This is a genomic window from Mycolicibacterium duvalii, from assembly GCF_010726645.1.
Lineage (GTDB): Bacteria > Actinomycetota > Actinomycetes > Mycobacteriales > Mycobacteriaceae > Mycobacterium > Mycobacterium duvalii.
Window position 1 is genome coordinate 5,530,833 of the sequence record NZ_AP022563.1, and the last position, 21,180, is coordinate 5,552,012.

The following is a 21,180-nucleotide window of genomic DNA, read 5'->3' on the forward strand; positions in this document are numbered from 1 at the left end:
TCAGAGACGCCCTCGGTGCCCCGGCACCGGGGGCGTCTTCGTGTCAGTGCAAAGTCACCGTGACCGCCTGCACGAGCGCCGCGCCGGCGACCGCGCGTGCCGACGCGGCCGGCAGTGCCACCAACACCACCCGGTCGCCGCGAGAAGCTGAGAGTCCGCCTCCTTCCGCAGACACCAACACGACCACGGCGTCGGTCGCGATCAGGCGGGCGTCGGTGTCGGCGTCGGCCGATGGCGGAGCCGCCACGATGTCGACGACGTCGCCGGCTCGGATCACGTCCACCACGGTGGCATCGGCCAGCGGCAGCGGCACGATCCGGGCGTCGGGTCCGACGGCGGATTCGGCCAGCCGCGGACCCAGCAGCCGAACGTCGGTGACGATCTCGCCGCGGCGCGTCGGGCCGACCAACGTGGCGCCGACGACGGGGTGTACGTCGGTCTGTGTGCCCTCCGGAAGCTCACTAGCTCTTCGGTTTTCGAGCCGGATGTCCTCAGCAGTCAGTCGTGTCCCCGGGGCCAGGTCACGGGCGGCGACGACGACGTCGGCCTGATCGGAGTGCGGATCGTCTCGCCACGCCGCGACTGCGGCCAGGACCACAAGACCCGCGGCCAGCGCCCGGCGTGCAGCAAGTGTCCGTGACCAGTCGGGACGGAGACGCTGGGCCAGGCGGCTCAGTGGCGTCGGGTTCAGAGAATCCCCCATGCGGCCACGGTAGGACCCGGCGCGCGGCGGGTCAGCCGACGATCGTGGGCCTGTGGATAAGTCAGCTCGACGCGGCGGCCGCAGGCGTCGACGCGCTGCTCGACGAGCTGGATGACGAGTCCGACGACCCGGAGGAGGATTTGGTCGAGGAATCCGACGAGGTCGACGACGCCGCAGCGGTGCTGCCGTTGGAGCCGCTGGAACCCTTGGACGATTCCCGGCTGTCGGTGCGGTAGAAGCCGCTGCCCTTGAACACGACGCCGACCTTGCCGAACACCTTGCGTAGCCTGCCGTGGCACTGCGGGCACTCGGTCAGGGAGTCGTCGGTGAACGCCTGCACCACGTCGAACTTGTTGCTGCATTCGGTGCATGCATACGAATAGGTCGGCACAGAAACCTCCGAGGTGGTCCAAGTCTTTAGCACTCTACCGGCTCAAGTGCTAGAACCGCCAGCTGCGGTCGGTCATTCCCGGACGGTGAGTTCGATCGCGCCGCGCTGCGGTGTCACCGCATGGGTCATCGGGACGTCGTGCGTATCGGCGGGCAGGTGATCGACGACCTCGTCGTCCCGGACCACGGCGACCAACCGCGCCGTGGGGGCGGCCAGCGGTAGCGTGCGGTCGTAGAAGCCGGCGCCGCGGCCCAGCCGGGTGCCGAACCGGTCCACCGCGAGGGCCGGGACCAGGACCGTCGACGCGTGCGCGACGTGTTCGGGCGGCAACCACGGCGGCGCGGGCTCGCGCAGCCCGAACGGCGCCTCGACCAGAGCGCCGGGACGGTAGCGTCCCCAGCGCAGGGGTTGCGCTTCGCCATCGGCGTCGGTGCGCGCGACCGGCAGCAGCACCACGACGCCGCGCTCGACGAGCGCGTCGAGCGCGGGCAGCGAGCCGGGTTCCCGGCCGACCGGAACGTAGGCGCAGATCGTCGATCCGGCGGCGATCAGCATCTCGAGATGGCGACCGAGCGCGGCCGACTCGGCCTGTCGTTGTTGCTCACTCAACGACCTGCGCGCGGCCAGAATTGTGCTGCGCACCTGTGTTTTCGTGCGTGGCACCGGGTAAGCCTCCGAACGGCGGGTAAGCGGAGAACAACCGCCCCAGAGAGGTTAATGTGTGAACGATGAGTCGGTCCGAAGTCCCTATGCCCTACACCGCTGTCGTGCCTGCAGCGGGCCTGGGCACACGGTTTCTGCCCGCCACCAAGACGGTTCCCAAGGAGCTGTTGCCGGTCGTCGACACGCCGGGCATCGAACTGGTGGCCGCCGAAGCCGCCGAGGCCGGCGCCTCGCGGCTGCTCATCATCACCTCGGAGGGCAAGGACGGCGTCGTCGCACATTTTGTCGAGGATCTGGTGCTCGAGGGCACGCTCGAAGCGCGTGGCAAGAAGTCGATGCTGGAGAAGGTGCGCCGCGCTCCGGCGTTGATCAAGGTGGAGTCGGTGGTGCAGGCCGAACCGCTCGGGCTGGGCCATGCCGTGAGCTGCGTGGAGGACCGACTGTCCCCTGACGAGGACGCCATCGCGGTGCTGCTTCCCGACGATCTGGTGCTGCCGACCGGCGTGCTGGAGACGATGGCCAAGGTGCGGGCCAAGCGGGGCGGGTCGGTGCTGTGCGCGATCGAGGTCGAGCCCGACAAGATCAGCGCCTACGGCGTGTTCGACGTCGAGACCGTGCCCGACGCGGCCAACCCCAACGTGCTGAAGGTCAAGGGCATGGTGGAAAAGCCCAAGGCCGAAGAGGCGCCGTCACCGTATGCCGCGGCGGGGCGCTACATTCTCGACCGGGCGATCTTCGACGCTCTCAAGCGCATTCCGCGAGGTGCGGGCGGCGAAATCCAGCTCACCGACGCGATCGCGCTGCTGATCGACGAGGGTCATCCGGTGCATGTGGTGGTCCATCGCGGATCTAGACACGACCTGGGAAATCCCGGGGGCTACCTGAAGGCTGCGGTTGACTTTGCGTTGGAGCGGGACGACTACGGCCCCGAGCTACGTCAGTGGTTGGTCGAGCGGCTGGGACTCGCTCCCGAGACGACCGGGCAATAGCGGCTGCTGCGCCGAGCGCAATCGCATCGGAGCCGGTCGTCGACGGCCGGTCTGACGGGAGAAAGGCATGTCTTGCGTTCGGTGGAGGAGCAACAGGCTCGGGTAGTGGCGGCCGCGGTGGCGCCGCGTCCGGTGCGAGTGGCGATCGCCGAAGCTCAAGGTCTGATGTGCGCGGAAGAGGTGGTGACCGAACGTCCGCTGCCGGGCTTCGACCAGGCCGCCATCGACGGGTACGCGGTGCGCAGCGTCGACGTCCTCGGGACCGGCGGCGATGAGGACGACGAGGATCGCGAGGACGGTGAGGACACCGGCGACCGGGAGATCAGCCTGCCGGTGATGGGGCTGATCGAGGCGGGGGCACGCACGCCCAGTCGCCTCCAGCCCCGGCAGGCGGCCCGGGTGCAGACCGGGGCGCCGATGCCCACTCTGGCCGACGCCGTGCTGCCGCTGCGCTGGACCGACGGCGGCGACACCCGGGTCCGGGTGCTGCGCGGTGTGCGGTCGGGGGCTTACGTTCGGCGCACCGGTGACGACGTCCAGCCCGGAGATGTGGCGGTACGCGCCGGCACCATCATCGGTGCCGCGCAGGTCGGACTGCTGGCCGCGGTCGGCCGCGAACGGGTGCTGGTACATCCGCGCCCGCGGCTGTCGGTGATGTCGGTGGGCGGTGAACTGGTCGACATCTCGCGAACTCCCGGCAACGGGCAGGTCTACGACGTCAACTCCTATGCGCTGGCTGCTGCCGGCCGAGACGCCGGGGCCGAGGTGAACCGTGTGGGCATCGTGCCCACCGACCCGAAACTGCTCCGCGAGGTCGTCGAAGGGCAGCTCAATCGTGCCGAGGTCGTCGTCATCGCCGGCGCGGTCGGGGGAGCAGCTGCCGAGGGCGTCCGCAGGGTGCTCTCCGACCTCGGTGACATGGAGGTCACCCGCATCGCGATGCACCCGGGCTCGGTGCAGGGCTTCGGCCAGTTGGGCAACGACCGGGTGCCGGTGTTCCTGCTTCCGGCCAATCCGGTCAGCGCGCTGGTGGTCTTCGAGGTGATGGTGCGGCCGCTGATCAGGCTGTCGCTGGGCAAGCGGCAGCCCATGCGGCGCATCGTGCGGGCGCGTGCCCTGTCGCCGATCGACTCCGTACACGGTCGCAAGGGGTATCTGCGCGGACAACTGATGCGCGATCAGGACACCGGCGAGTATCTGGTGCAGGCCCTCGGCGGCGCGCCCGGCGCGTCCCATCTGTTGGCCACGTTGGCCGAGGCCAACTGTCTGGTGGTGGTACCCAGCGAGGCGGAGCAGATTCGAACCGGTGAGCTCGTCGACGTCGCGTTCCTGGCGCAACGCGGCTAGCCCACGGTGAACCTTCTGAGCCCGCGTTCCCAGCACCCCGGGTGGCCGGTGGCAGTCGGGCCGTTGCGCGTCGCCGCCGGAGTGGTCCGGCTACGGCCGGTGCGTCTGCGCGATGCGGCGCAGTGGAGCCGGATCCGGTTGTCCGATCGCCGTCACCTGGAGCCGTGGGAACCCTCGACCGACATGAATTGGGAAGTGCGCCACGCTGTCTCGGCGTGGCCTTCGGTGTGCTCAGGTCTGCGCTCGGAGGCCCGGAAGGGTCGGATGCTGCCCTACGCGATCGATCTGGACGGCCAGTTCGTCGGCCAGCTCACCATCGGCAATGTGACGCACGGGGCGTTACGTTCGGCCTGGATCGGCTACTGGGTGTCCAGCGCGTCGACTGGGGGTGGGGTCGCCACGGCGGCGTTGGCACTCGGAGTCGACCACTGCTTCGGGCCGGTGATGTTGCACCGCGTGGAAGCGACCGTCCGCCCGGAGAACACGGCCAGCAGAGCGGTGTTGACGAAGGCCGGATTCCGCGAGGAAGGGCTGCTCAAACGCTATCTCGACGTCGACGGCGCATGGCGGGACCACTTGTTGGTCGCCATCACGATCGAGGAAGTGAACGGCTCGGTCAGCTCGGCGCTGGTGCGGGGTGGGCACGCGTCCTGGGCGTGACAGACGTGGCGCCCGCTTGCGGGTGTTGCAGATGTGACACAAGTGACGTTTGGTGCTTGCTCGTGATGAATTACAGGTGTGTAATTGTCTCGGCGCGCCGCCCACGGATGCGCTGGTCGACAGACCTAGCCTGATGGGGAAAGGAGCAGGCGCCATGCCAAGCATCCCCCAATCTCTCCTCTGGATCTCTCTCGTCGTGCTCTGGCTGTTCGTGCTGGTGCCGATGTTGATCAGCAAGCGTGACGCGGTGCGCCGCACCAGTGACGTGGCGCTGGCCACTCGGGTGCTCAACAGCGGCAGCGCACGGTTGCGACGTCGTGGACCAGCCGCCGGCCATCGCAGCGATCCGGATTGGCAGCCTGCCGACACCGCCGACGACCTCGACGACGATGCCGATGATGTCGACGACACCGCCGAACCGCGCCGGTCGGTGGTGATGGTGGCTGCCGAGCAACGAGTGGCCGATGACGAATCCGACTACCTCGACGTCGATGTCGTCGAGGACTCCGGAGCGCTGCCGGTCGGGTCGGCGGCCACCGCCGACGCGGATGGCCCCGCGCCCGCAGAAGCGGACGTCGACGATGTGGCGCAGGGCGGGGCCGACGTCGACGACGAGGACCCCGCGGTGATCGCGGAGGCGCGGGACGCCGACGATCACGCCGCTGCTGACGGCGACGAGGACGAGTACGAGTACGTCGATGATTCGTCCGGTCTGGAGGCGCCGTCGGAAGCCGACCTGCGCATCGCGGACTCGATCAGCGAAGCCCGCCGGCGTCGGCGTGAGACCGATACCGCCGCAGCGGTGTCGGCGCGCAAGTACCGCTTCCGTACCCGGACGCTGACGGTGATGGCGGTGCTGTTGCTGAGCAGCGCGGTCGCGGCCCTGACGTGGTCCTCGTCGATGTGGTGGGTGTGTGTCACGGTCGGCGCCGTCACCGCGCTGTATCTGGCCTACCTGCGTCGCCAGACCCGTATCGAGGAGCAGGTGCGCCGTCGGCGCGCGCAGCGGATGGCCAGATCGCGACTCGGGGTGGAGAACACCGGTGACCGCGAGTTCGATGTCGTCCCGGCGCGGCTGCGCCGGCCGGGCGCCGCGGTGCTCGAGATCGATGATGAGGATCCCGAGTTCGAGCACCTCGACTACGTCGCCTTCGCCCGGCACTACGACCTGCCGCGGGCGGCCGGCCAGTAGCCACCTCGCGATTTCGACCGGTGCGTACAGGCTGATAGCCTGTACCGGCACCAGGGGCTATGGCGCAGTTGGTAGCGCGACTCGTTCGCATCGAGTAGGTCAGGGGTTCGATTCCCCTTAGCTCCACCAGGAAGAACAATCTGCTGGCGTTCATGTACGCCATCGAGGTCATGGTGAGCCGCGGTGCGCCGATCTGGGTGGTCGGCGAGATAGCATCGACTGCGCCGGGCTAGGAGATCGCGAAGACCGACACCCTGGTGGTCCTGCTCGTCAGCGTGGCCGCAGTGGTGGTGGTAACCAGCAGGTGTGTGCCGTCAGGGGTCATCACGGGGTCTCCCGAGATGGCTCCGGGTATTGAGATGCTCACCGTCTGAGCACCGGTGAGGGTGTTGACCACCACCAACCGGGTAGTGGAACCGAAGATGGAACTGGTGGTGGCTGCCATCGCGGCGTGAGTGCCGTTCTCACTCAACAGCATTGGCCGGTAAAGCACGCGGCCGTCAAGCGTCAGGGTGCTGCCGGCTTGGTTGCCGGTGAGGGTATCGAACACCGCGACCTTGGTGGAGTAGGTGCGGTTCTGCCCGTTGTAGGCGTCGGTGACGACCAGAACACGAGTGTCATCGACGGTGAGGAACGGCGCACCGGTCGCGAATCCGCCGGGGAGGATAGCTGGGGATCCCACCAGCGTGCCGTCGATCATGTTGAGCACCGCGATGCGGGTATCGGACGAACCTCCCGACATGTTGTAGACGGGCGTCGCCAGGACAAGACGGGCACCGTCTCCAGTGAACTGCGAGAAGTAGGACGTGCTCGATGTCTGGCCGATCAGGCCCTGGGTGCTACCGATCTGAGCACCGGTGAGAACGTTCACCACCGCCACCGCACGGGTGGTGACAATTGCGGCCCGGACGCCGTCAGGGCTCACGAACACGTCCGTGGTCTGGCCGCTCATGGCGATGGGGATGGCGGTTTCGGCGCCCGTGCTGGTGTTGACCACCGCAATTCTTGTTTTGTCGGTGGCGCTGTCATAGGTGGTGAACAGAAGACGCGAACTGTCGGCGCTGAACCGAGCTGTCACCCCCGATTCGCCGGAGCCGCTGATCGTAGCGCCGGTCTGAGTGCCGGTATTGGTGTCCAACATCGCGATGTATGTGGTCTGGACGTGCCAGTCATAGGGGAGGGAGACCTGGCTCGTGATGAGAGCGTGTTTGCCGTCCGCGCTGACCATCAGCCCGCCCGGAAACCCGGTCAGTTCGAGGGTCGTGCCGAGTTGTGTGCCGCTGGGGGCATCTATCACCACCGCCCGGGTGACAGCGGTGGTCGAGTCGTAGATCGAGTCATAGGACTGGGTGGTCACCAGTATGCGGGTGCCGTCGACGCCCAATTGCTGGGCGGCCATCAGCACACCGGTGACGAGCACACTGCCGGTCTCGGTGCCGGTGGTCGTGTCGACCACGGTCACCTGGGTCGACTGACTTTCTGGGTCGACTTGGGTGATGACCTGGTAGCGGCTCTCTGCAGCGCCCAATAGCTCTGCAGTGCTGGTAGATCCAGTGGCGGACGTGGTGGTTCCGACCAGCGTGCCGGTCGCCGTATTGATCACCGTCACCAGCGTGGAGTTGGTGGTGACGAAGGCGCGCGTGCCGTCGCTGCTCAGCACTGTCGACGGAGCGCCGCCGGCGAGGGTGAGGGTGCTGCCGACCTGTCGCCCGGTGGCGGTATCGATCACCGCGACACGAGTGAACTGGCTGGTTGAGCTGGTGACAGGGGTGACGATCACCGCCCGAGTTCCGTCGGCAGTGATCAGCGGCCGCGGAGTCACGTCGCCGGTGATGGTCACGCTGCCGCCGAGAAGGGTGAGCGTGGTCGCCTGGGTGACTGTGGCGTTGAGCGCAAGTACCCGCACCATCCTGTCGACGGCGTCGGTGACATAGACGGTGCCGCTCGAAGAGACGGCGACGACGTGACCGCCGCTGGTGTCAGAGTCGAACGCGACAGTGCTGAGCACGCTGTAGTCCGTGGTGCTGATCACCGACACCGTGTCGTTGCCATTGACCACATACGCCAGGTCATCGGCAGGACTGAGCGCTACCGAGGTCGGCGCAGGGCCAACCGAGATTGTCTGCGCACCAGACAGATCGGGATTGGCGTCAATTACGGTGTTGGTGACGGTGTCAATGACCGAGACCGAGTTGCTGCCGGTATTGGTCACATACAGACGGCCGTCTGCGCCCAGCGTCATACCTGAGGGCTGCATGCCCACGGTGAAGATGGTGGCGACGGAGTAATCGTTGGTGTTTATGACCGACACCGTGCCGCTCCCGCTGTTGGCCACAAAGAGCCTGCCGTCGGGCCCCAGCGCAAGCGCGCTGGGAGAGGTGCCCACCGAAATCGATTGTTTCCCCGAGGTGCTGGGATTTGTATCGACCACGGTGTTGGTGGCGGTGTCGATCACTGACACCGTCTTGCTACCGCGGTTTGCGACGTAGAGCCTGCCGTCGGGGCCGTAAGCCAGCGCACTGGGTGACGAGCCGACGGTGATGGTGGTCGAGAAGATGTTTCTCGGGTTGGCGTCGATGCGTGCGTACGTGTCGGTGTTGATCACAGACACCGTGCCGCTGCCGGTGTTGGCCACATAAAGCCGTTTGCCATCGGAACTCAATGCCAATGCGCCGGGTGAAGAGCCCACCGAGATGCTGGTCGAGAAGATATTCCTGGGATTGGCGTCGATCTTTCGGCCCGTGGAAGTGTTGATCACCGAAACGGTGCGGCTGCCCGCGTTGGCGACGTAGAGCCGCTGACCGTCGGGGCTGACCACAGCGGCCGACGGCCTGAACCCTACCGCGATGGAAGTCTGATTCTGCAGGCGGATCGGAGCTATATATACCGATACCGGTGCCGTGGTGGCGCTTTGCCCGTCACTGACGGAGACGATGAACGAGTCGGTGTCGACCGACGGGGTCGCCGCGGCGGCTAGCCGTGCTGTAGTCGCAGGCAAGTATCTGTAGGCGCCGGTCAGCGGATTCAATGTCACCGTCCCAGCGGTCGGATTCTCGGAGAGGGAGAAGGTCAGCGCGTCGCTGTCAGGATCGGTCGCGATCACTGCGCCGGTCACCACCCCGGTCACCGCATTCGGTTTGCCGACGGGTTGCGTAGGAACAGACGGCGGTGAATTCACCACCGCCAGAAGCGCCGCGGCTGCGAAGGTCTCGGCTTCGCTGCCTTGGCCGGTCAGCGTGGAGCCGACACCGGGGCTTCGGTTTTCCTCGACCATCGGCTGCCCGGACTGGCGGGGACGAGTGCCCCATGCTGCCAGCGCCAACCCCAGCGGCGAGTCGAACGGTGTGAGCGGTCCGTTGGTGGCGAGCGGACCCAGACCCGCCGTCGCCAGCGCAGCCAACACAACTGAGCTCACCGTTCCGTCGGTCGAAGTGGGTTCGGTGCGGGCAACCGAAGTAGCTCGAGCATCGACGTTGGCACGTGGCGACAAGAAGGCTCGAGCGGTGACCGTCTGCAGCGATGCAGGCTGAGCCACTGCGCCATCATCAACGCGCGCATGGGCAAGGTCTGGGAGCTCCAGTCGCAGCGCGGCTGCGGGCGCCTCGGCGGTATTGGCTTCCACGCGCGGTGCTCCGATCAGGTGGATCTCTGACCGCTGGTTGTCATCCGAGCCGTCTCGGGGTCCGGTTGACGCTGTCTTGGTAGCTGCTGGGGCCTTGGGCGCTGTCGCCATCGAGACCTCGACGCGACTCGGCACGATCGACTCATCGGCGGGCGACGCCACAGCCACGTCGGCGTCTGGTGAAGAATTGTCCTTCGACGTCACGAACGCATCGGTGCCACCCCTTCTCGTCGCCGATTCCACTGGCAGCTGGTGCGTTCCAGCGTCCATCGACGCCGAGGTGTCCGAATCATCGGCGTTCACCGAACCAACCCCGGGCGTCCAGGTCTCCTCGGTTCCGCTGTCAGCGACGGTCCCGGTGGTTGCAGATTCGACAGTGGTTCCGATGGTCGTCGAGGCACCCTCGGATTCGGAGGGTCCAAAGCTGCCCGCGCCGGCGCGCCCCCCGGCAGCCGTCGAAGATGGTGAGGCCGAGTCCGCACTCGGCGAATTGCCGTCCTCAGCCCACACCACCGCCGGACTACTCGCCACCGCCACACCGACACCCAACGCGATCGCCAACCCGCCGACGCGGCCGATGAAACACCCAGTCCTCACGACAGGCCTCCGATTCTTCCGCTGTGATGGGGTGATCGTGGCTCCCGATCCGTGAAGAGAACTCAGTAGTGCACTACTGCAATCCACCGGCGTTCGGCGTCTCGGTTCCAAAGGCTCCAAGCGAGTCGAGATCGCTGTGCGGGTCGAAGACCTACGAACAATGCGTACGGCGCATCCCAAGCCCCGGGGTACCCCGCAATTACGCTCCGGACCAAGCGGCCCGGAAACTGCTCGCCGTCGTGAACCAATCGGTACGGGCTGAACGCAATCCGCCCCCAGCACACGCCACGTTCTCGATGGGTCTGAGCGGTGGCTTTCAGCGGTTCATCTCCGCGCGTCCGCATCCCGTATCCGCTCGTGGATGCGTCGGGTATACCAGTGCGGTGTTGCGCCGGTCGAGTCCGCGGCGATTCAGGCTGCGTGGTTGTCGGGGGGTGCGGGTCCGCCGGGTTGGCCGGGGTCGCCTGCCTCGTCGGGTTGGCTGATGTCGTCGTCGGTCGGTGGTGCGGCGTTCGGCTTTTGGTCGTCGGCGGGTTGCGCCGGGTTGAGATCCTCGCCGTTGTCGGTGAGCCATTCCGGTTGGGGTGGGCGCAGGAGGCGTTCGGGGCGGTGGTAGTGGTTGAGCCGGGCCTGGCCGGTATCGAGGTGGGGTGGGGGGATCCATTCGACGTCGCCGTTGGTGATGCGGGTGGTCCAGCCGCCGTCGGTGTCGACGAGGCGGTTGTCGGGGCCGCAGGCCAGGGCGAGTTCGTCGATGTTGGTGTTGCCGCCGCGGCACCAGTCGGTGTCGTGGTGGACTTGGCAGCCGTAGGCGCCGATGGTGCAGCCGGGTTTGGTGCAGCCGCCATCGCGCGCGATCAGCATGATGCGCTGGGCCGGGGAGGCAGTGCGTCGGGCACGGTAGAGGTTCAGCGCGGAGCCGGTGGCGCGGTCGAACACCGCCAGGTAGTGGTGGGCGTGGGAGGCCATCCGGATCACGTCGGCGATCGGCATGACGGTACCGCCGCCGGTGGTGCCGACCCCGGCGCGGGATTCGAGGTCTTGGAGGGTGGTGCGGATGATCACTGAGACCGGGAGCCCGTTGAGTTGGCCGAGTTCACCGCTCATCAGGGCGATGCGCCCGACGGCGACCATCGCGTCGTGTTGGCGTTGGGCCAGGCTGCGGTGGTCGGCATCGATCTGGGCTTGGGTCGGTGTGCCCGAGGTGCAGGGTTGGGGGTCGTCGGGGTTGCACATGCCGGGTGCGGCGTACTTGGCGAAGATGACTTCCCAGACCGCGCGGGCTTCGGGGGACAGGTCCCCGGTGATCGCGCTCATCGCGTCGCCACGTTGTTTACCCAGAGTGACACTGCGTTTGCGGGCGCGGTCGTGCTCGTCGGGTTCGGGGCCGTCTTGGTCGAGCAGGAACAGGGTGCGTTGGGCGGCGTCGTTGAGTTCTTTGGGTCCGACTCCCACCGCGTTGCGCACCAGATCGATCTCGAGCTGCTCCCGAGTGGCCGCATCGACGAAGCCGGGCAACTTGTCCACGGCCTTGCGGATGACCGCGACGTGTTCTTCGTTGATCAGGCCATGGGCTTGAGCGACGGCGGTGGCCGCGAGCACCGGCGGCAGCGCCGGCCCGGTCACCGGCTGGCGCGGGGCCAACACCGAGGCCTCGGCCAACCGCCGGCAGGCCTCGCTGGTGGAGAGGCGCCAGCGCACCGAGAGCACCTCTTTCCACGATTTGGCGCCCATCTGCTGCGGGGTGGTCTCGGTCTGCAACCGGCCCAGCAGCCGATGCCGCATCGCGGGCAGCCGACACCCCACCGTCTCCAACTCGTCGAGCGCGTCCACCAACTCCGATCGGGTCAGCAGATCGACCTCACAGCCGGCGAGCGCGTCCACGGCGGCGCGCACCGCCGAAACCGCCTCCCGCACAGCCACACCCGACATAACTCGAACATACATTCGACCACCGACAAAAACGGGCCCCGGCATCAAGACATCAGGGACGTACGCCGTGAGGTCTCAGTTCGCCTCGGTAAACGCCGGAGCCACGAAGCGTCGCAGCATCTCCTCTTCCACGCGGCGGTCACCGGCGGGCCAGTAGGCCAGCGACACCACGAGACGCACGATCCATTGCGCGGCCTGCGGATCGGCATCGGCGATACCGGCCAGTTCGGCGGCGAGGTGGGCCAGCACGGGAGACGAGTGCAGCTCACCGAGTTCCGCAGAATTGCGGGAGGTCAACATGAGCCGCCGCATCGGATCCGTGCGTATCTGGTCCAGCGCCACGGTGATCGCCGCGACGACGCGGTCGGGCCCCGTGAGTCCGGTGACGGCCCGCCGGACGGTGTCGGTGATCCCCGCCGATAGACGAACAAGGATCGCGTCGCGGATCTGCGCTTTGCCGCCCGCGTAGCGGTAGACCGTCGCGCGCGAGCAGTGCACCTGCGCTGCCAGGGCGTCGACGTCGAGCGCCTCGAATCCCTCGCGCAGTACGAGGTCGGCGGCCGCGGCGTAGATGCGCTCCGCGGCGGCGGACCGTCGGTCGCCGCCGATCACCCAGTCGTCACCCATCGCCTGGAATCTCCCTGTGTCGCCGAAGTCACATGTTCTCACCGCTGAGACAATCCAGGATCCTCGGCCCGGAGTCACCGCAGCTAGAGGGCGATGGGTGAGACAACAGCGGGCTGTGAAGGGCAGGGTGAATCGCCGATATCGTGCAACGATTGACGCGGGGCGGCCCACCCGCTCAGCGTGTAGGTATGACCCCGCTCGCCGGCGACCTCGGACTCGCACTGTTCGACGACGACTGCATCCAGGATCCATATCCGCTCTACGCGCGGATGCACGACGCCGGTCCCGTGCACCGGATCGGCGACTCCGGGTTCTACGCGGTGAGCAGGTGGGAGGCCGTGAACGAGGCCGTCTCCCGCTGCGACGACATCTCGTCGAATTTGACCGCAACGATGACGTACCAGCCCGGCGGGGCCGTTGACATGTTTCCCGTCGCAGAGCTCGGATCGCCGATCCACGCCCTGGCCACGGCCGACGACCCGGCCCACGCACTGCACCGCAAACTACTGCTCCCGCAGCTGGCGGCCAAGCGAATCCGCGCGTTCGAGCCGTTCGTCGGTGAGACCGCGGGCGATATCTGGACGGAGCACGCGCAGTCCGGCCGGATCGAATGGATGAGCGCCATGGCCAACCGCCTGCCCATGATGATCGTGGGTCGGATCATCGGTGTCCCGGACAGCGACATCGACACGCTCGCCCGCTGGGGTTACTCCGCCACGCTGGTTGTCGAAGGACTCGTCACCGAGGACAAGCTCGATGTCGCGCGCACCTCGGTGATGGAACTCGGCGCCTACATCGTCGAGAAGTTCGGCCAGGCCGCAGCCGACCCGCAGGACAACCTGCTGGGTGACCTTGCCACCGCTTGTGCCACCGGCGAGCTCGACGACACCGCCGCCCTGACCATGATGATCACCCTGTTCAGTGCCGGGGGTGAGTCCACGGCGTCCCTGATCGGTTCGGCCGCATGGATTCTCGCGACACGCCCTGAAGTGCAGCGCCGGCTGCGCCGTCAGCCCGAGCTCGTGGCGCCGTTCCTCGAAGAGGTACTGCGCTACGAGCCGCCCTTCCGCGGCCACTATCGCCACGTGCGCCGCGACACCGAACTGTGCGGCGCCCCGCTGCCGTCGGGGTCCCGTCTGCTTCTGCTGTGGGGCGCTGCCAATCGGGATCCGCAGCATTTCGAAAGCCCCGACGAGTTCCGGATGGACCGCCCATCGGCCAAGAGCCACATCGCGTTCGGAAAAGGCATTCACTTCTGCGTCGGTGCCGCGCTGGCCCGGCTGGAGGCCCGCGTGGTGCTGACGCATCTCCTGGAATCCACCACCGAGTTCCACGCGGTCGACACGGGACGGTGGCTGCCGAGTCTGTTGGTGCGCCGCCTGGAACGTCTCGAGCTCGAGTTCTGCTGACGGCGACGGGTAGCGGCTACCCGGCGAATCGGCCGCTGATCAGAACGGGCTGCTGTTGGCCTGGTAGCGCGCCTCTTCCGGCCGCGGGCCGTATTTGCGGATGTAGTCCTCGTGCATCCGTGCCTGCTTCTTGCGCTTGATCACGTCGACGAGGTTGGGGTCGAGTCCGTGCTGAGCCAGCCGGTGTCGGCGCCACACCTTGTTCAACGCGATGGCCATCAGCAGCGCCCACACGTAGATCGGGACGGTCATCTCCATGCGCATGTAGAACGGGACCGGAATCAACCAGAACGGCGCGAGCACCAGCGCCGGGGGAATGGCGTAGCGGATCATGTGCCGGCGAATCGCGCCTTGGCCGGCCAGATCCTCGGCCACCCACCGCTTCATCGACGCCGGCAGGCGCCGACCGTAGCAGTAGCCGAGGTACTGCCACAGGTTCGGTTTGGTGGCGGTGGTCATCGCGACTCCTTTGTTGTGGTTCACGACGGCAGCGCTCCGGCGGCCAGCGCAGCCTGGTTGACGCGGGTGAGTACCTGATGAAGTTGCTCGAGTTCCGCCGGATCGACACCGAGGCGCTCGGTCACCGCGACCGGGATGCCCACCGCCCGCTCGCGCAGCGCGACACCGGCGTCGGTCAAGCGCACCTCGGTGGCGCGCTCATCGGTGACACTTCGCGACCGGCTGACCAATCCGAGAGCGGCCAGTCGCTTGAGCATCGGCGACAGCGTGGCCGAATCGAGTTGCAACAAAGTGGCGATCTGCTTGACCGACAGGGCGGCGTCGGGCGACTTCCGCTGCTGATCCCACAGAGCCAGCATCACCAGGTATTGCGGATGCGTCAGGCCGAGGGGTTCCAGCAGTGGGCGGTACACCGCCAGCACGGCTCGATTGGTGACCGCCAGCGCGAAGCAGACCTGGCGCTCCAGGGTGAGGGGATCGGCCGCAGCCGTCGGTGCAGCCGACATGTTCCCATCGTGCCCGATTAGTTAGCGCGCAAACAATATCGGGTTGCTCACACCGTCACTCGGGCGACGGGGTGCCGATCAGAACCGCGCTGAGCCGGCAACCGTCAGGGCCCGCTCGCCAGGCATGGTCGACGCCCGTCAGCACCACCAGGTCTCCGGCTGCGAGCGCGTGGGCGCCGTCGTCGAGGATCAGCTCCACGGTGCCCGACAGCACCGTCTCCAGATCGACGGTGTCGGTGTGGTGCATCGGCGTCTCCGAGCCCGGTCCGAGGTCGACGACCATCCAGCGGGCGAGACCGGGTGCGATGCCCTGGTCGATCAGGGGCGCGGAGCCTGCGGGCCGCGCCGGTGGCGGATTGGTCGTCGTCTGGTAGGGCACCCCCATCGCGAACCCCGGGGCGAGCGTGTCGAGTGTCAGTTCTTCGGCGCTGACGACGCACGATCTGCCCTCGGCGTCGGTTCCGGTGATCAAGGTGCGCACGGCGGTCCTTCCGCAGAGGTCGACAGGTCGTACTCGATCATGCGGCACACCGCCCCGGCGCCGGCCCGCGGGTGCTGCTACGTCGTCGTACCCGGGGCAGGCCAGGCGCCGAAATGATGACACTGGTTGCCGCCCTTGCGTTTCGCGGTGTACATCGCCAGGTCGGCGGCGGCCACGAGGTGGTCCACGGCGGACTCCATGGCTCGTCGGCGGGGAGCGTCGAGCGCGGTGTAGACGGTCCCGACGCTCGCGGTGACCCGCGCGGTGAGCGCAGCGACGGCATCACAGATGTCCTGATAGGCCGATGTCAATCGATGTGACGGCGCGACATCGGCGATCAGGAACTCCTCGCCACCGCTGCGGGCGATCACCGCAGTGGGGGAGGTGGTCGCCCGCAGCGCAGCGGCAACCTCGACGAGCGCCCGATCGCCGGCGAGGTGTCCGTGGGTGTCGTTGAGCGACTTGAAATCGTCGAGGTCGACCAGCGCAACGATCAGGTAGCGGTCCCCGTCGTAGCGCCGCGCGATCAGGTCCAGTGTCTGCCTGCGGAAGGCGCGCCGGTTGAGCAGACCGGTCAGCGGGTCGAGGTCGGCGTGGATCAGGTCGCCCTGCAGCGCCCGGAGCAGGACCTGAATGGCCAGCGGCATCACGATGTTGATCTGCAGCACCAGAAACAGGTCCACCGCCGCGAGCGCGGTCCGGCCGTCGGCGGCCATGGACAGCGCACGACCGCCACCGACCAGTGCCGCGACCGCGAAGTTGGCCAGCACCAGGCGGGTCGAATGGAAGAACGCCAGATACGCGCCGTTGGTGGCGAATGCGACACAACCGAGCAGAGCGGCCAGCGGATCGGGGTAGGCAAGACAGATCGCCGCGATGGACGCCGAGGTCAGCGCCGCAAACGTGACCGACTGCGTCCGGCTCGGCCAGCGCCAGACCCACAGCGCCGCACCGACCAGGCCGCCGCCGAAGGCGAACCACATCATGGTCAGGTTCGGAAACGGCGGCGCCGCATCGCTGCTCGCGAGGTCGACGATCAACACCAGCGCGGCGGTCGACATCGCGAGAGCGATACCCGCCATCAACATCCGGACGGCGGACGTAACACCGCGTGCGCTGAGGTACGTGCTGAACCACTCGTAGTGGTCGGCGCGTCGTGGGTGGCTCGGCATCTCGTCCTGTCGTACGGAAGTGTCCGCATCCAGCAAACCAGACTCCGGCCGGGGATGGGCTCACCGATTTGCCGCGAGGCCGACACCCGATCCTTGCCGGACGTCAGCGGAGCGCCGTAACCTCGTGAAATGTCGGGCCCGCCACCAGCGTGTGCAGAGGATCTGGCCGCGCTTGCCGTGTTCGCGGGCGTTGCGGTCGAGGCGTTGACGCCGCTGGCCGAGCAGCTCCGGCCGTTGTCCGCCGCTGCGGGTCAGGTGCTGATGCAGCAGGGTGAGCTGGCCGTGTCGTTCCTGCTGATCGAGACCGGCCGCGCGGAGGTCACCCACGTCGGCGACGACGGTCACGACACCGTCGTCGACCTGGGTCCGGGTCTGCTCGTCGGGGAGATCGCGTTGCTGCGTGACGCGCCGCGCACGGCCACCGTGGTGGCGACCGAGCCGCTGACGGGCTGGGTGGGTGGTCGCGAGGCGTTCGCGACGATGCTCGAGGTGCCCGGCATGGTCGATCGGATGGTGCGCACCGCGCGGCAGCGGGTGGCGGCCTTCATCACGCCGATCCCGGTTCGGATGCGCGATGGCACCGAGCTGTTCCTGCGGCCGGTCCTGCCCGGCGACGTCGAGCGCACCGCCAACGGTCACGTCGAGTTCTCCACCGAGACGATCTACCGACGGTTCCAGTCGGTCCGCAAGCCGACGAAGTCCCTGATGACCTACCTGTTCGAGGTGGATTACCTCGAGCATTTCGTCTTCGTGCTGACCGACGGCGCCGACGGTCCGGTCGTCGCCGACGCGAGGTTCGTCCGGGACGGGATGGACCCGGCCGAAGCCGAGATCGCGTTCATCGTCGGCGACGCCTATCAGGGGCGGGGCGTCGGGACCTTCCTGATGTGGGCGCTGTCGGTGGCCGCCCGCGACGACGGCGTGCGCCGGTTCACCGCGCGCGTCCTGGCCAACAACCAGTCGATGCGCGCCATCCTGGACCGCTACGGGGCGACGTGGCGTCGCGACGACCTGGGCGTCGTCGCCACCGAGATCGACGTGCCCAAGCCCGGTGACCTGCCGTTGCCGCCGGAACTGGTCAAGAAGATCCGTCGCATGGCCCGCCAGGCGATCCGTGCGGTCGGGTGACCGCGGCCGTCACGGCGTGATGCGGGTTTCGTCGTCGATCGCCTGAGTTCCGTCCATCAGCGCGGCCGCCTGCTCCTCGGTGCCTTCGGCATCGATCTGCAGCACGAAGAGCCCGTCCGCGCCGGGGATGGCGACCGTTTTCTGCGCGATCATCCGCGGAACTCCCTCACGGACGTACAGGCCGCCGATCGTCGTCGCGTCGAAGCCGCTCAGCTCGCCGGTCTGGGCCGTCTCGGGCCCTTCGAACTCGGGCAGCGTCCGCAGTTGATTCGGCGCGACCTCCAACACCGTGGCCGGATCGACGTTGCCGGTCAGCTTGAAGACCCGCGCAACGATCGTCGCCGGGTCGCCGGCCGGCGCGGTTTCGTCGGCCGTTTCCAGGGCGAGGTATGCCCCTTCGGGTGCGTTCGGGCCCATATCGACCCACCCTTGCGGGGTCGGCAGCTCGATGGTCGGAGCACCCGGGTCACCCGGCAGCACCGGCGTGCGCACCAGGTTGTTCTCGGCGATGTAGTCGTCCAGTGTGGTGGCCGGAGCGGCGGATTCGGTGGTCGTCGTCGGCGCGTCGGCCGGCGCCGAGGTGGTTTCGGCGGTGGTGGTGGGCGAGTTCCCGTCGGCTGACTCGTCACTCGACCCGCAGGCGGACAAGCCGATTGCGAGCGCGACCGCAGCGACTGTGACGGCACCAGCTCGCAGGGGGTTGGTCATGTCGTCTCCTGTTCGTGGGTCCGCGACTGAAGGCCGGACTCCTGCGCAGCATATCGGTCGAGGGCAAGATTCCCGCCGGTTCACACGGCGCCGCAGCCGCCCGGCGGCCGAGCGCCGTGGTATCAAGGCCCTCGTGAGGCGGTTCACGGTGGGCGCGATGCTCGCGCTGTGTGTGAGCTGCGGGCAGCCGCCGCCGCAAGCGACCGATACGACCACCAGCGCGACGTTGCAGCCGATCAACCCGGCCAGAATCGACCGCGCCCGCGAACACGTCCCCGACGGTTACGAGGTGGCCCCTTTCGCCGGCCCGGCGTCACCAGTTGTGTTGTGGGGCATGGGAGATGGGGCTTCCGCTGATCCACCCCAGTGCCTTGCTCTCGCCGCGCCCGCGGTGGACCCGGCCGCCGTGCGCGGCTGGTCGGCGTCGGGACCCGGCGGCATCATCTACGCGGTGGTGGCTGCGTCGCCGGCCCGACCGGAACCCGGCCTCGCCCGAGACTGCGGTCGCTGGCGGATCGCCTCGGCCCGCAGCAGTGCCGCCGTCACCCGCGTCGACGCGCCGGCGGTGGCGGCGGCCGATACCAACGGGATGCGGACCGAGGCTCGCACGGTGGTCGAAGGTGGTACCGAAACCCGCACGCATGCAGACACATTCGTGGCGTACCTGGATGGATATGTGTCGTTCGTCGCGGTGGTCACCGATCCGGGCGCGACGCATCCGGCTCTGACAGCGGCGTTCGCCGCTGATCTGCTCACCGAAACGGTCGCGGCGTTGCGCGGCTGAGGTGCGGTCCGCGGGTACATTGGCGCCGATGTCGAACCGGGGCAAGATGGTGGCGACGCTGATGGCGTGCGCGGGCGTGGTGGCGTGTCAATCTGGGCAGGGCGAGGACCTGACCGGTGCCGACATCGCCAGGGTCGCGGATCTGAAAGCCGGCTTCGGTCCGGAGTTCACGGTCAGTTCGGTCGGACCCGCCGCGGTCGACCCACGCCTACTGGCGCCGCAGACGCTGCCGCCGGGTCTGACGTTCGACCCGCCCGAATGCGCGGACAGCGCCAGTGAGCGAACTGTTCCGGAGGGGACCAAGGGCAACATGGCCGCAGTCACCGCCGAGGGTGAGGGCGTGCGCTACATCGTGATCGCCGTGGAGACCTCGGCTCCGGTGCCGGTGAACGCCCCGGACGGGCAGTGCGACAAGGTCACCTTCAACGGTGCGGGGCTCCGGGGGCTTGTCGAGGTGGTGGAGGCGCCGCAGATCGAGCACACCGACACCGTCGGCACGCATCGCGTCCTGCAGACGACCACGGCGCAGGGTCCGCGCACCGGTCAGCTCTACAACTATGTTGCGAAGTTCGGCAACTTCCTCGTGATCGTCACGGCGAATCCACTGGTGGTCGCTGACCGTCCCCTCGCCGACGTCGACACCGCCCGGGCGCGCGACCTCGTCACCGAAGCCGTCGGCCTGGTCAGGGGATAGCTCAGCGCACGTCGTGGGGGCGGAACTGGATGCTGATCCGGGGGCCGGTGGGCCGGCTGGTCTTGGGCACCGCGTGCTCCCAGGTGCGCTGACACGACCCTCCCATCACCAGCAGGTCGCCGTGGTGGTGCCGCAGGCGCAGCGACGGTCCACCGCCGCGCGGCCGTAACGCGAAAACCCTTGTCGCGCCGAGGCCGACGATCGCGACCATGGTGTCGTGGGTGCTGCTGCGGCCGATGTTGTCGCCGTGCCAGGCGACCGAGTCCTCACCGTCGCGGTACAGGTTGAGCCCGGCGGTGACGAATGGTTCGCCGAGCTCGCCGGCGTAGATGTCGTTGAGGCGCCGGCGCAGCTGCTTGAGGCGCGGATGTGGGGCCGGAGACGCCGACAGGTCCGCGAAGTCGACGAAGCTGACCAGCCGCGGAACGTCGAGCACCCGGTCATACATCTGCCGCCGTTCGGCGCGCCAGGCAGTCGTGTCGAGCAGCTCGCGGAACAGGTCGTCGTCGCGTGCGCCGTCCTGGGACAACCAGCCCGACCGCACTTCCAGCCAGGCGCCGTCGCCGAGGTCGCGTCGGTCGGCCTGGTCGAACAGAGAGCTCTGCAACGCCTGCTCCATGGCGGCAGCTTATCGCACAGTTGTTCGACTGTTAAAGACCCGGGGCGCCCGGTCCGCGACTGGCCAGCACGTCGTCGGGGTTGACCAGCGTGCACGCTTTCAGGCTCAGGCAGCCACATCCGATGCAGCCGGTCAAGTTGTCGCGCAACCGCTCGAGATGGGCGATCCGCTCGTCGATCTCTTCGCGCCAGCCAGCCGACAGGCGCGCCCAGTCCTTACTGGTCGGGACCCGGTCGGTCGGCAAGGTGGCCAGCGCGTCGCGGACCCGCGCCAGCGGGATCCCGAGCCGCTGGGACATCCGGATGAACGCGACGCGGCGCAGGGTTTCGCGGGTGTAGCGGCGCTGGTTGCCGCCGGTGCGGGTGCTGGCGATCAGTCCCTGGCGTTCGTAGAAGTGCAACGCCGACACCGCAACCCCACTGCGCGCGGCCAACTCACCCGGGGTCAATTCGGGCGCCCTGTCCATGACCTGAACAATAGTTGAGGCCGTGGTTCGC

21 protein-coding genes and 1 tRNA gene are annotated in these 21,180 nt (G+C 67.9%); 9 read left to right on the forward strand and 13 right to left on the reverse strand.

The window, feature by feature from the left end; translation table 11 throughout:
- Nucleotides 1–43: 43 nt before the first annotated feature.
- The 3 genes from G6N31_RS26285 to G6N31_RS26295 form a co-directional block, all read right to left on the reverse strand.
- On the reverse strand, nt 44–703 hold the full coding sequence (locus tag G6N31_RS26285) for an SAF domain-containing protein (protein WP_098002709.1): 660 nt from the start codon (nt 701–703) through the stop codon (nt 44–46).
- A 61-nt stretch (nt 704–764) separates the two neighbouring features.
- On the reverse strand, nt 765–1,094 hold the full coding sequence (locus G6N31_RS26290; protein WP_098002710.1) for an FmdB family zinc ribbon protein: 330 nt from the start codon (nt 1,092–1,094) through the stop codon (nt 765–767).
- 72 nt (nt 1,095–1,166) lie between these two features.
- Nucleotides 1,167–1,757, reverse strand: a complete 591-nt coding sequence (locus G6N31_RS26295; protein ID WP_098002711.1) for a 5-formyltetrahydrofolate cyclo-ligase — start codon at nt 1,755–1,757, stop codon at nt 1,167–1,169.
- Nucleotides 1,758–1,822: 65 nt separating this feature from the next.
- On the opposite strand from G6N31_RS26295, the gene G6N31_RS26300 reads away from it, so the two are divergent.
- From G6N31_RS26300 to G6N31_RS26320, 5 genes are all read left to right on the forward strand, one after another.
- Nucleotides 1,823–2,746: a UTP--glucose-1-phosphate uridylyltransferase gene (locus G6N31_RS26300; RefSeq protein ID WP_098002712.1), complete on the forward strand. Its 924-nt coding sequence runs from the start codon at nt 1,823–1,825 to the stop codon at nt 2,744–2,746.
- 72 nt (nt 2,747–2,818) lie between these two features.
- Nucleotides 2,819–4,093: a molybdotransferase-like divisome protein Glp gene (gene glp, locus G6N31_RS26305; protein ID WP_098002713.1), complete on the forward strand. Its 1,275-nt coding sequence runs from the start codon at nt 2,819–2,821 to the stop codon at nt 4,091–4,093.
- A gap of 6 nt (nt 4,094–4,099) precedes the next feature.
- Complete coding sequence (locus G6N31_RS26310; protein ID WP_098002714.1) at nt 4,100–4,753, forward strand: GNAT family N-acetyltransferase; 654 nt, start codon at nt 4,100–4,102, stop codon at nt 4,751–4,753.
- A gap of 154 nt (nt 4,754–4,907) precedes the next feature.
- Nucleotides 4,908–5,945: a divisome protein SepX/GlpR gene (gene sepX, locus G6N31_RS26315; protein WP_098002715.1), complete on the forward strand. Its 1,038-nt coding sequence runs from the start codon at nt 4,908–4,910 to the stop codon at nt 5,943–5,945.
- A 53-nt stretch (nt 5,946–5,998) separates the two neighbouring features.
- A tRNA-Ala gene (locus G6N31_RS26320) sits at nt 5,999–6,074 on the forward strand.
- A 100-nt stretch (nt 6,075–6,174) separates the two neighbouring features.
- On the opposite strand, the gene G6N31_RS26325 is transcribed toward G6N31_RS26320, so the two are convergent.
- The 3 genes from G6N31_RS26325 to G6N31_RS26335 form a co-directional block, all read right to left on the reverse strand.
- Nucleotides 6,175–9,870 carry a beta-propeller fold lactonase family protein gene (locus tag G6N31_RS26325; RefSeq protein WP_098002716.1) on the reverse strand — a complete coding sequence of 1,232 codons (3,696 nt, stop codon included), beginning with the start codon at nt 9,868–9,870 and terminating at the stop codon, nt 6,175–6,177.
- Nucleotides 9,871–10,575: 705 nt separating this feature from the next.
- Complete coding sequence (locus tag G6N31_RS26330; protein WP_098002718.1) at nt 10,576–12,111, reverse strand: HNH endonuclease signature motif containing protein; 1,536 nt, start codon at nt 12,109–12,111, stop codon at nt 10,576–10,578.
- A gap of 60 nt (nt 12,112–12,171) precedes the next feature.
- On the reverse strand, nt 12,172–12,723 hold the full coding sequence (locus tag G6N31_RS26335) for a TetR/AcrR family transcriptional regulator (protein WP_098002719.1): 552 nt from the start codon (nt 12,721–12,723) through the stop codon (nt 12,172–12,174).
- A 188-nt stretch (nt 12,724–12,911) separates the two neighbouring features.
- On the opposite strand from G6N31_RS26335, the gene G6N31_RS26340 reads away from it, so the two are divergent.
- On the forward strand, nt 12,912–14,132 hold the full coding sequence (locus G6N31_RS26340; RefSeq protein ID WP_098002720.1) for a cytochrome P450: 1,221 nt from the start codon (nt 12,912–12,914) through the stop codon (nt 14,130–14,132).
- A 39-nt stretch (nt 14,133–14,171) separates the two neighbouring features.
- Here the strand turns inward: G6N31_RS26340 and G6N31_RS26345 are convergent, their stop codons facing one another.
- From G6N31_RS26345 to G6N31_RS26360, 4 genes are all read right to left on the reverse strand, one after another.
- Nucleotides 14,172–14,591: a DUF5313 domain-containing protein gene (locus G6N31_RS26345; RefSeq protein ID WP_098002841.1), complete on the reverse strand. Its 420-nt coding sequence runs from the start codon at nt 14,589–14,591 to the stop codon at nt 14,172–14,174.
- A gap of 20 nt (nt 14,592–14,611) precedes the next feature.
- Entirely contained in the window at nt 14,612–15,097 is a 486-nt protein-coding gene (locus tag G6N31_RS26350; RefSeq protein WP_098002721.1) for a MarR family winged helix-turn-helix transcriptional regulator, read from the reverse strand.
- A 55-nt stretch (nt 15,098–15,152) separates the two neighbouring features.
- Nucleotides 15,153–15,578, reverse strand: a complete 426-nt coding sequence (locus G6N31_RS26355) for a cupin domain-containing protein (RefSeq protein WP_098002722.1) — start codon at nt 15,576–15,578, stop codon at nt 15,153–15,155.
- Between the two features lie 77 nt (nt 15,579–15,655).
- Nucleotides 15,656–16,750 (reverse strand): GGDEF domain-containing protein, encoded by a 1,095-nt coding sequence (locus tag G6N31_RS26360; RefSeq protein WP_098002723.1) that lies wholly within the window; start codon nt 16,748–16,750, stop codon nt 15,656–15,658.
- A 129-nt stretch (nt 16,751–16,879) separates the two neighbouring features.
- On the opposite strand from G6N31_RS26360, the gene pat reads away from it, so the two are divergent.
- Entirely contained in the window at nt 16,880–17,878 is a 999-nt protein-coding gene (gene pat, locus G6N31_RS26365; RefSeq protein ID WP_098002724.1) for an acetyltransferase Pat, read from the forward strand.
- 9 nt (nt 17,879–17,887) lie between these two features.
- Here pat and G6N31_RS26370 read toward each other — a convergent pair whose 3' ends face one another.
- Nucleotides 17,888–18,586: an LpqN/LpqT family lipoprotein gene (locus G6N31_RS26370; protein WP_098002725.1), complete on the reverse strand. Its 699-nt coding sequence runs from the start codon at nt 18,584–18,586 to the stop codon at nt 17,888–17,890.
- Between the two features lie 133 nt (nt 18,587–18,719).
- On the opposite strand from G6N31_RS26370, the gene G6N31_RS26375 reads away from it, so the two are divergent.
- Nucleotides 18,720–19,370 (forward strand): DUF5642 family protein, encoded by a 651-nt coding sequence (locus tag G6N31_RS26375; RefSeq protein ID WP_098002726.1) that lies wholly within the window; start codon nt 18,720–18,722, stop codon nt 19,368–19,370.
- Between the two features lie 28 nt (nt 19,371–19,398).
- Nucleotides 19,399–20,064 carry a DUF5642 family protein gene (locus tag G6N31_RS26380; RefSeq protein ID WP_098002842.1) on the forward strand — a complete coding sequence of 222 codons (666 nt, stop codon included), beginning with the start codon at nt 19,399–19,401 and terminating at the stop codon, nt 20,062–20,064.
- A 1-nt stretch (nt 20,065) separates the two neighbouring features.
- Here G6N31_RS26380 and G6N31_RS26385 read toward each other — a convergent pair whose 3' ends face one another.
- A complete protein-coding gene (locus G6N31_RS26385; RefSeq protein WP_098002727.1) occupies nt 20,066–20,683 on the reverse strand; it encodes an alpha-ketoglutarate-dependent dioxygenase AlkB in 618 nt (205 codons plus the stop codon).
- A 31-nt stretch (nt 20,684–20,714) separates the two neighbouring features.
- The gene (gene soxR / locus G6N31_RS26390) at nt 20,715–21,149 is read right to left on the reverse strand and encodes a redox-sensitive transcriptional activator SoxR (RefSeq protein WP_098002728.1); all 435 of its coding nucleotides are present in this window, start codon (nt 21,147–21,149) and stop codon (nt 20,715–20,717) included.
- Nucleotides 21,150–21,180: the final 31 nt, after the last annotated feature.

Excerpts from the sequence above, each read along its gene's own strand:
- G6N31_RS26345 (WP_098002841.1), bottom strand. The coding sequence starts at position 14,591 with ATGACCACCGCCACCAAACCGAACCTGTGGCAGTACCTCGGCTACTGC.
- G6N31_RS26285 (WP_098002709.1), bottom strand. The coding sequence starts at position 703 with ATGGGGGATTCTCTGAACCCGACGCCACTGAGCCGCCTGGCCCAGCGT.
- G6N31_RS26350 (WP_098002721.1), bottom strand. The coding sequence starts at position 15,097 with ATGTCGGCTGCACCGACGGCTGCGGCCGATCCCCTCACCCTGGAGCGC.
- G6N31_RS26385 (WP_098002727.1), bottom strand. The coding sequence starts at position 20,683 with ATGGAGCAGGCGTTGCAGAGCTCTCTGTTCGACCAGGCCGACCGACGC.
- G6N31_RS26340 (WP_098002720.1), top strand. The coding sequence starts at position 12,912 with ATGACCCCGCTCGCCGGCGACCTCGGACTCGCACTGTTCGACGACGAC.
- G6N31_RS26300 (WP_098002712.1), top strand. The coding sequence starts at position 1,823 with ATGAGTCGGTCCGAAGTCCCTATGCCCTACACCGCTGTCGTGCCTGCA.
- G6N31_RS26330 (WP_098002718.1), bottom strand. The coding sequence starts at position 12,111 with ATGTATGTTCGAGTTATGTCGGGTGTGGCTGTGCGGGAGGCGGTTTCG.
- G6N31_RS26370 (WP_098002725.1), bottom strand. The coding sequence starts at position 18,586 with ATGACCAACCCCCTGCGAGCTGGTGCCGTCACAGTCGCTGCGGTCGCG.
- sepX (WP_098002715.1), top strand. The coding sequence starts at position 4,908 with ATGCCAAGCATCCCCCAATCTCTCCTCTGGATCTCTCTCGTCGTGCTC.
- G6N31_RS26335 (WP_098002719.1), bottom strand. The coding sequence starts at position 12,723 with ATGGGTGACGACTGGGTGATCGGCGGCGACCGACGGTCCGCCGCCGCG.
- G6N31_RS26360 (WP_098002723.1), bottom strand. The coding sequence starts at position 16,750 with ATGCCGAGCCACCCACGACGCGCCGACCACTACGAGTGGTTCAGCACG.
- pat (WP_098002724.1), top strand. The coding sequence starts at position 16,880 with ATGTCGGGCCCGCCACCAGCGTGTGCAGAGGATCTGGCCGCGCTTGCC.
- soxR (WP_098002728.1), bottom strand. The coding sequence starts at position 21,149 with ATGGACAGGGCGCCCGAATTGACCCCGGGTGAGTTGGCCGCGCGCAGT.
- G6N31_RS26380 (WP_098002842.1), top strand. The coding sequence starts at position 19,399 with ATGTCGAACCGGGGCAAGATGGTGGCGACGCTGATGGCGTGCGCGGGC.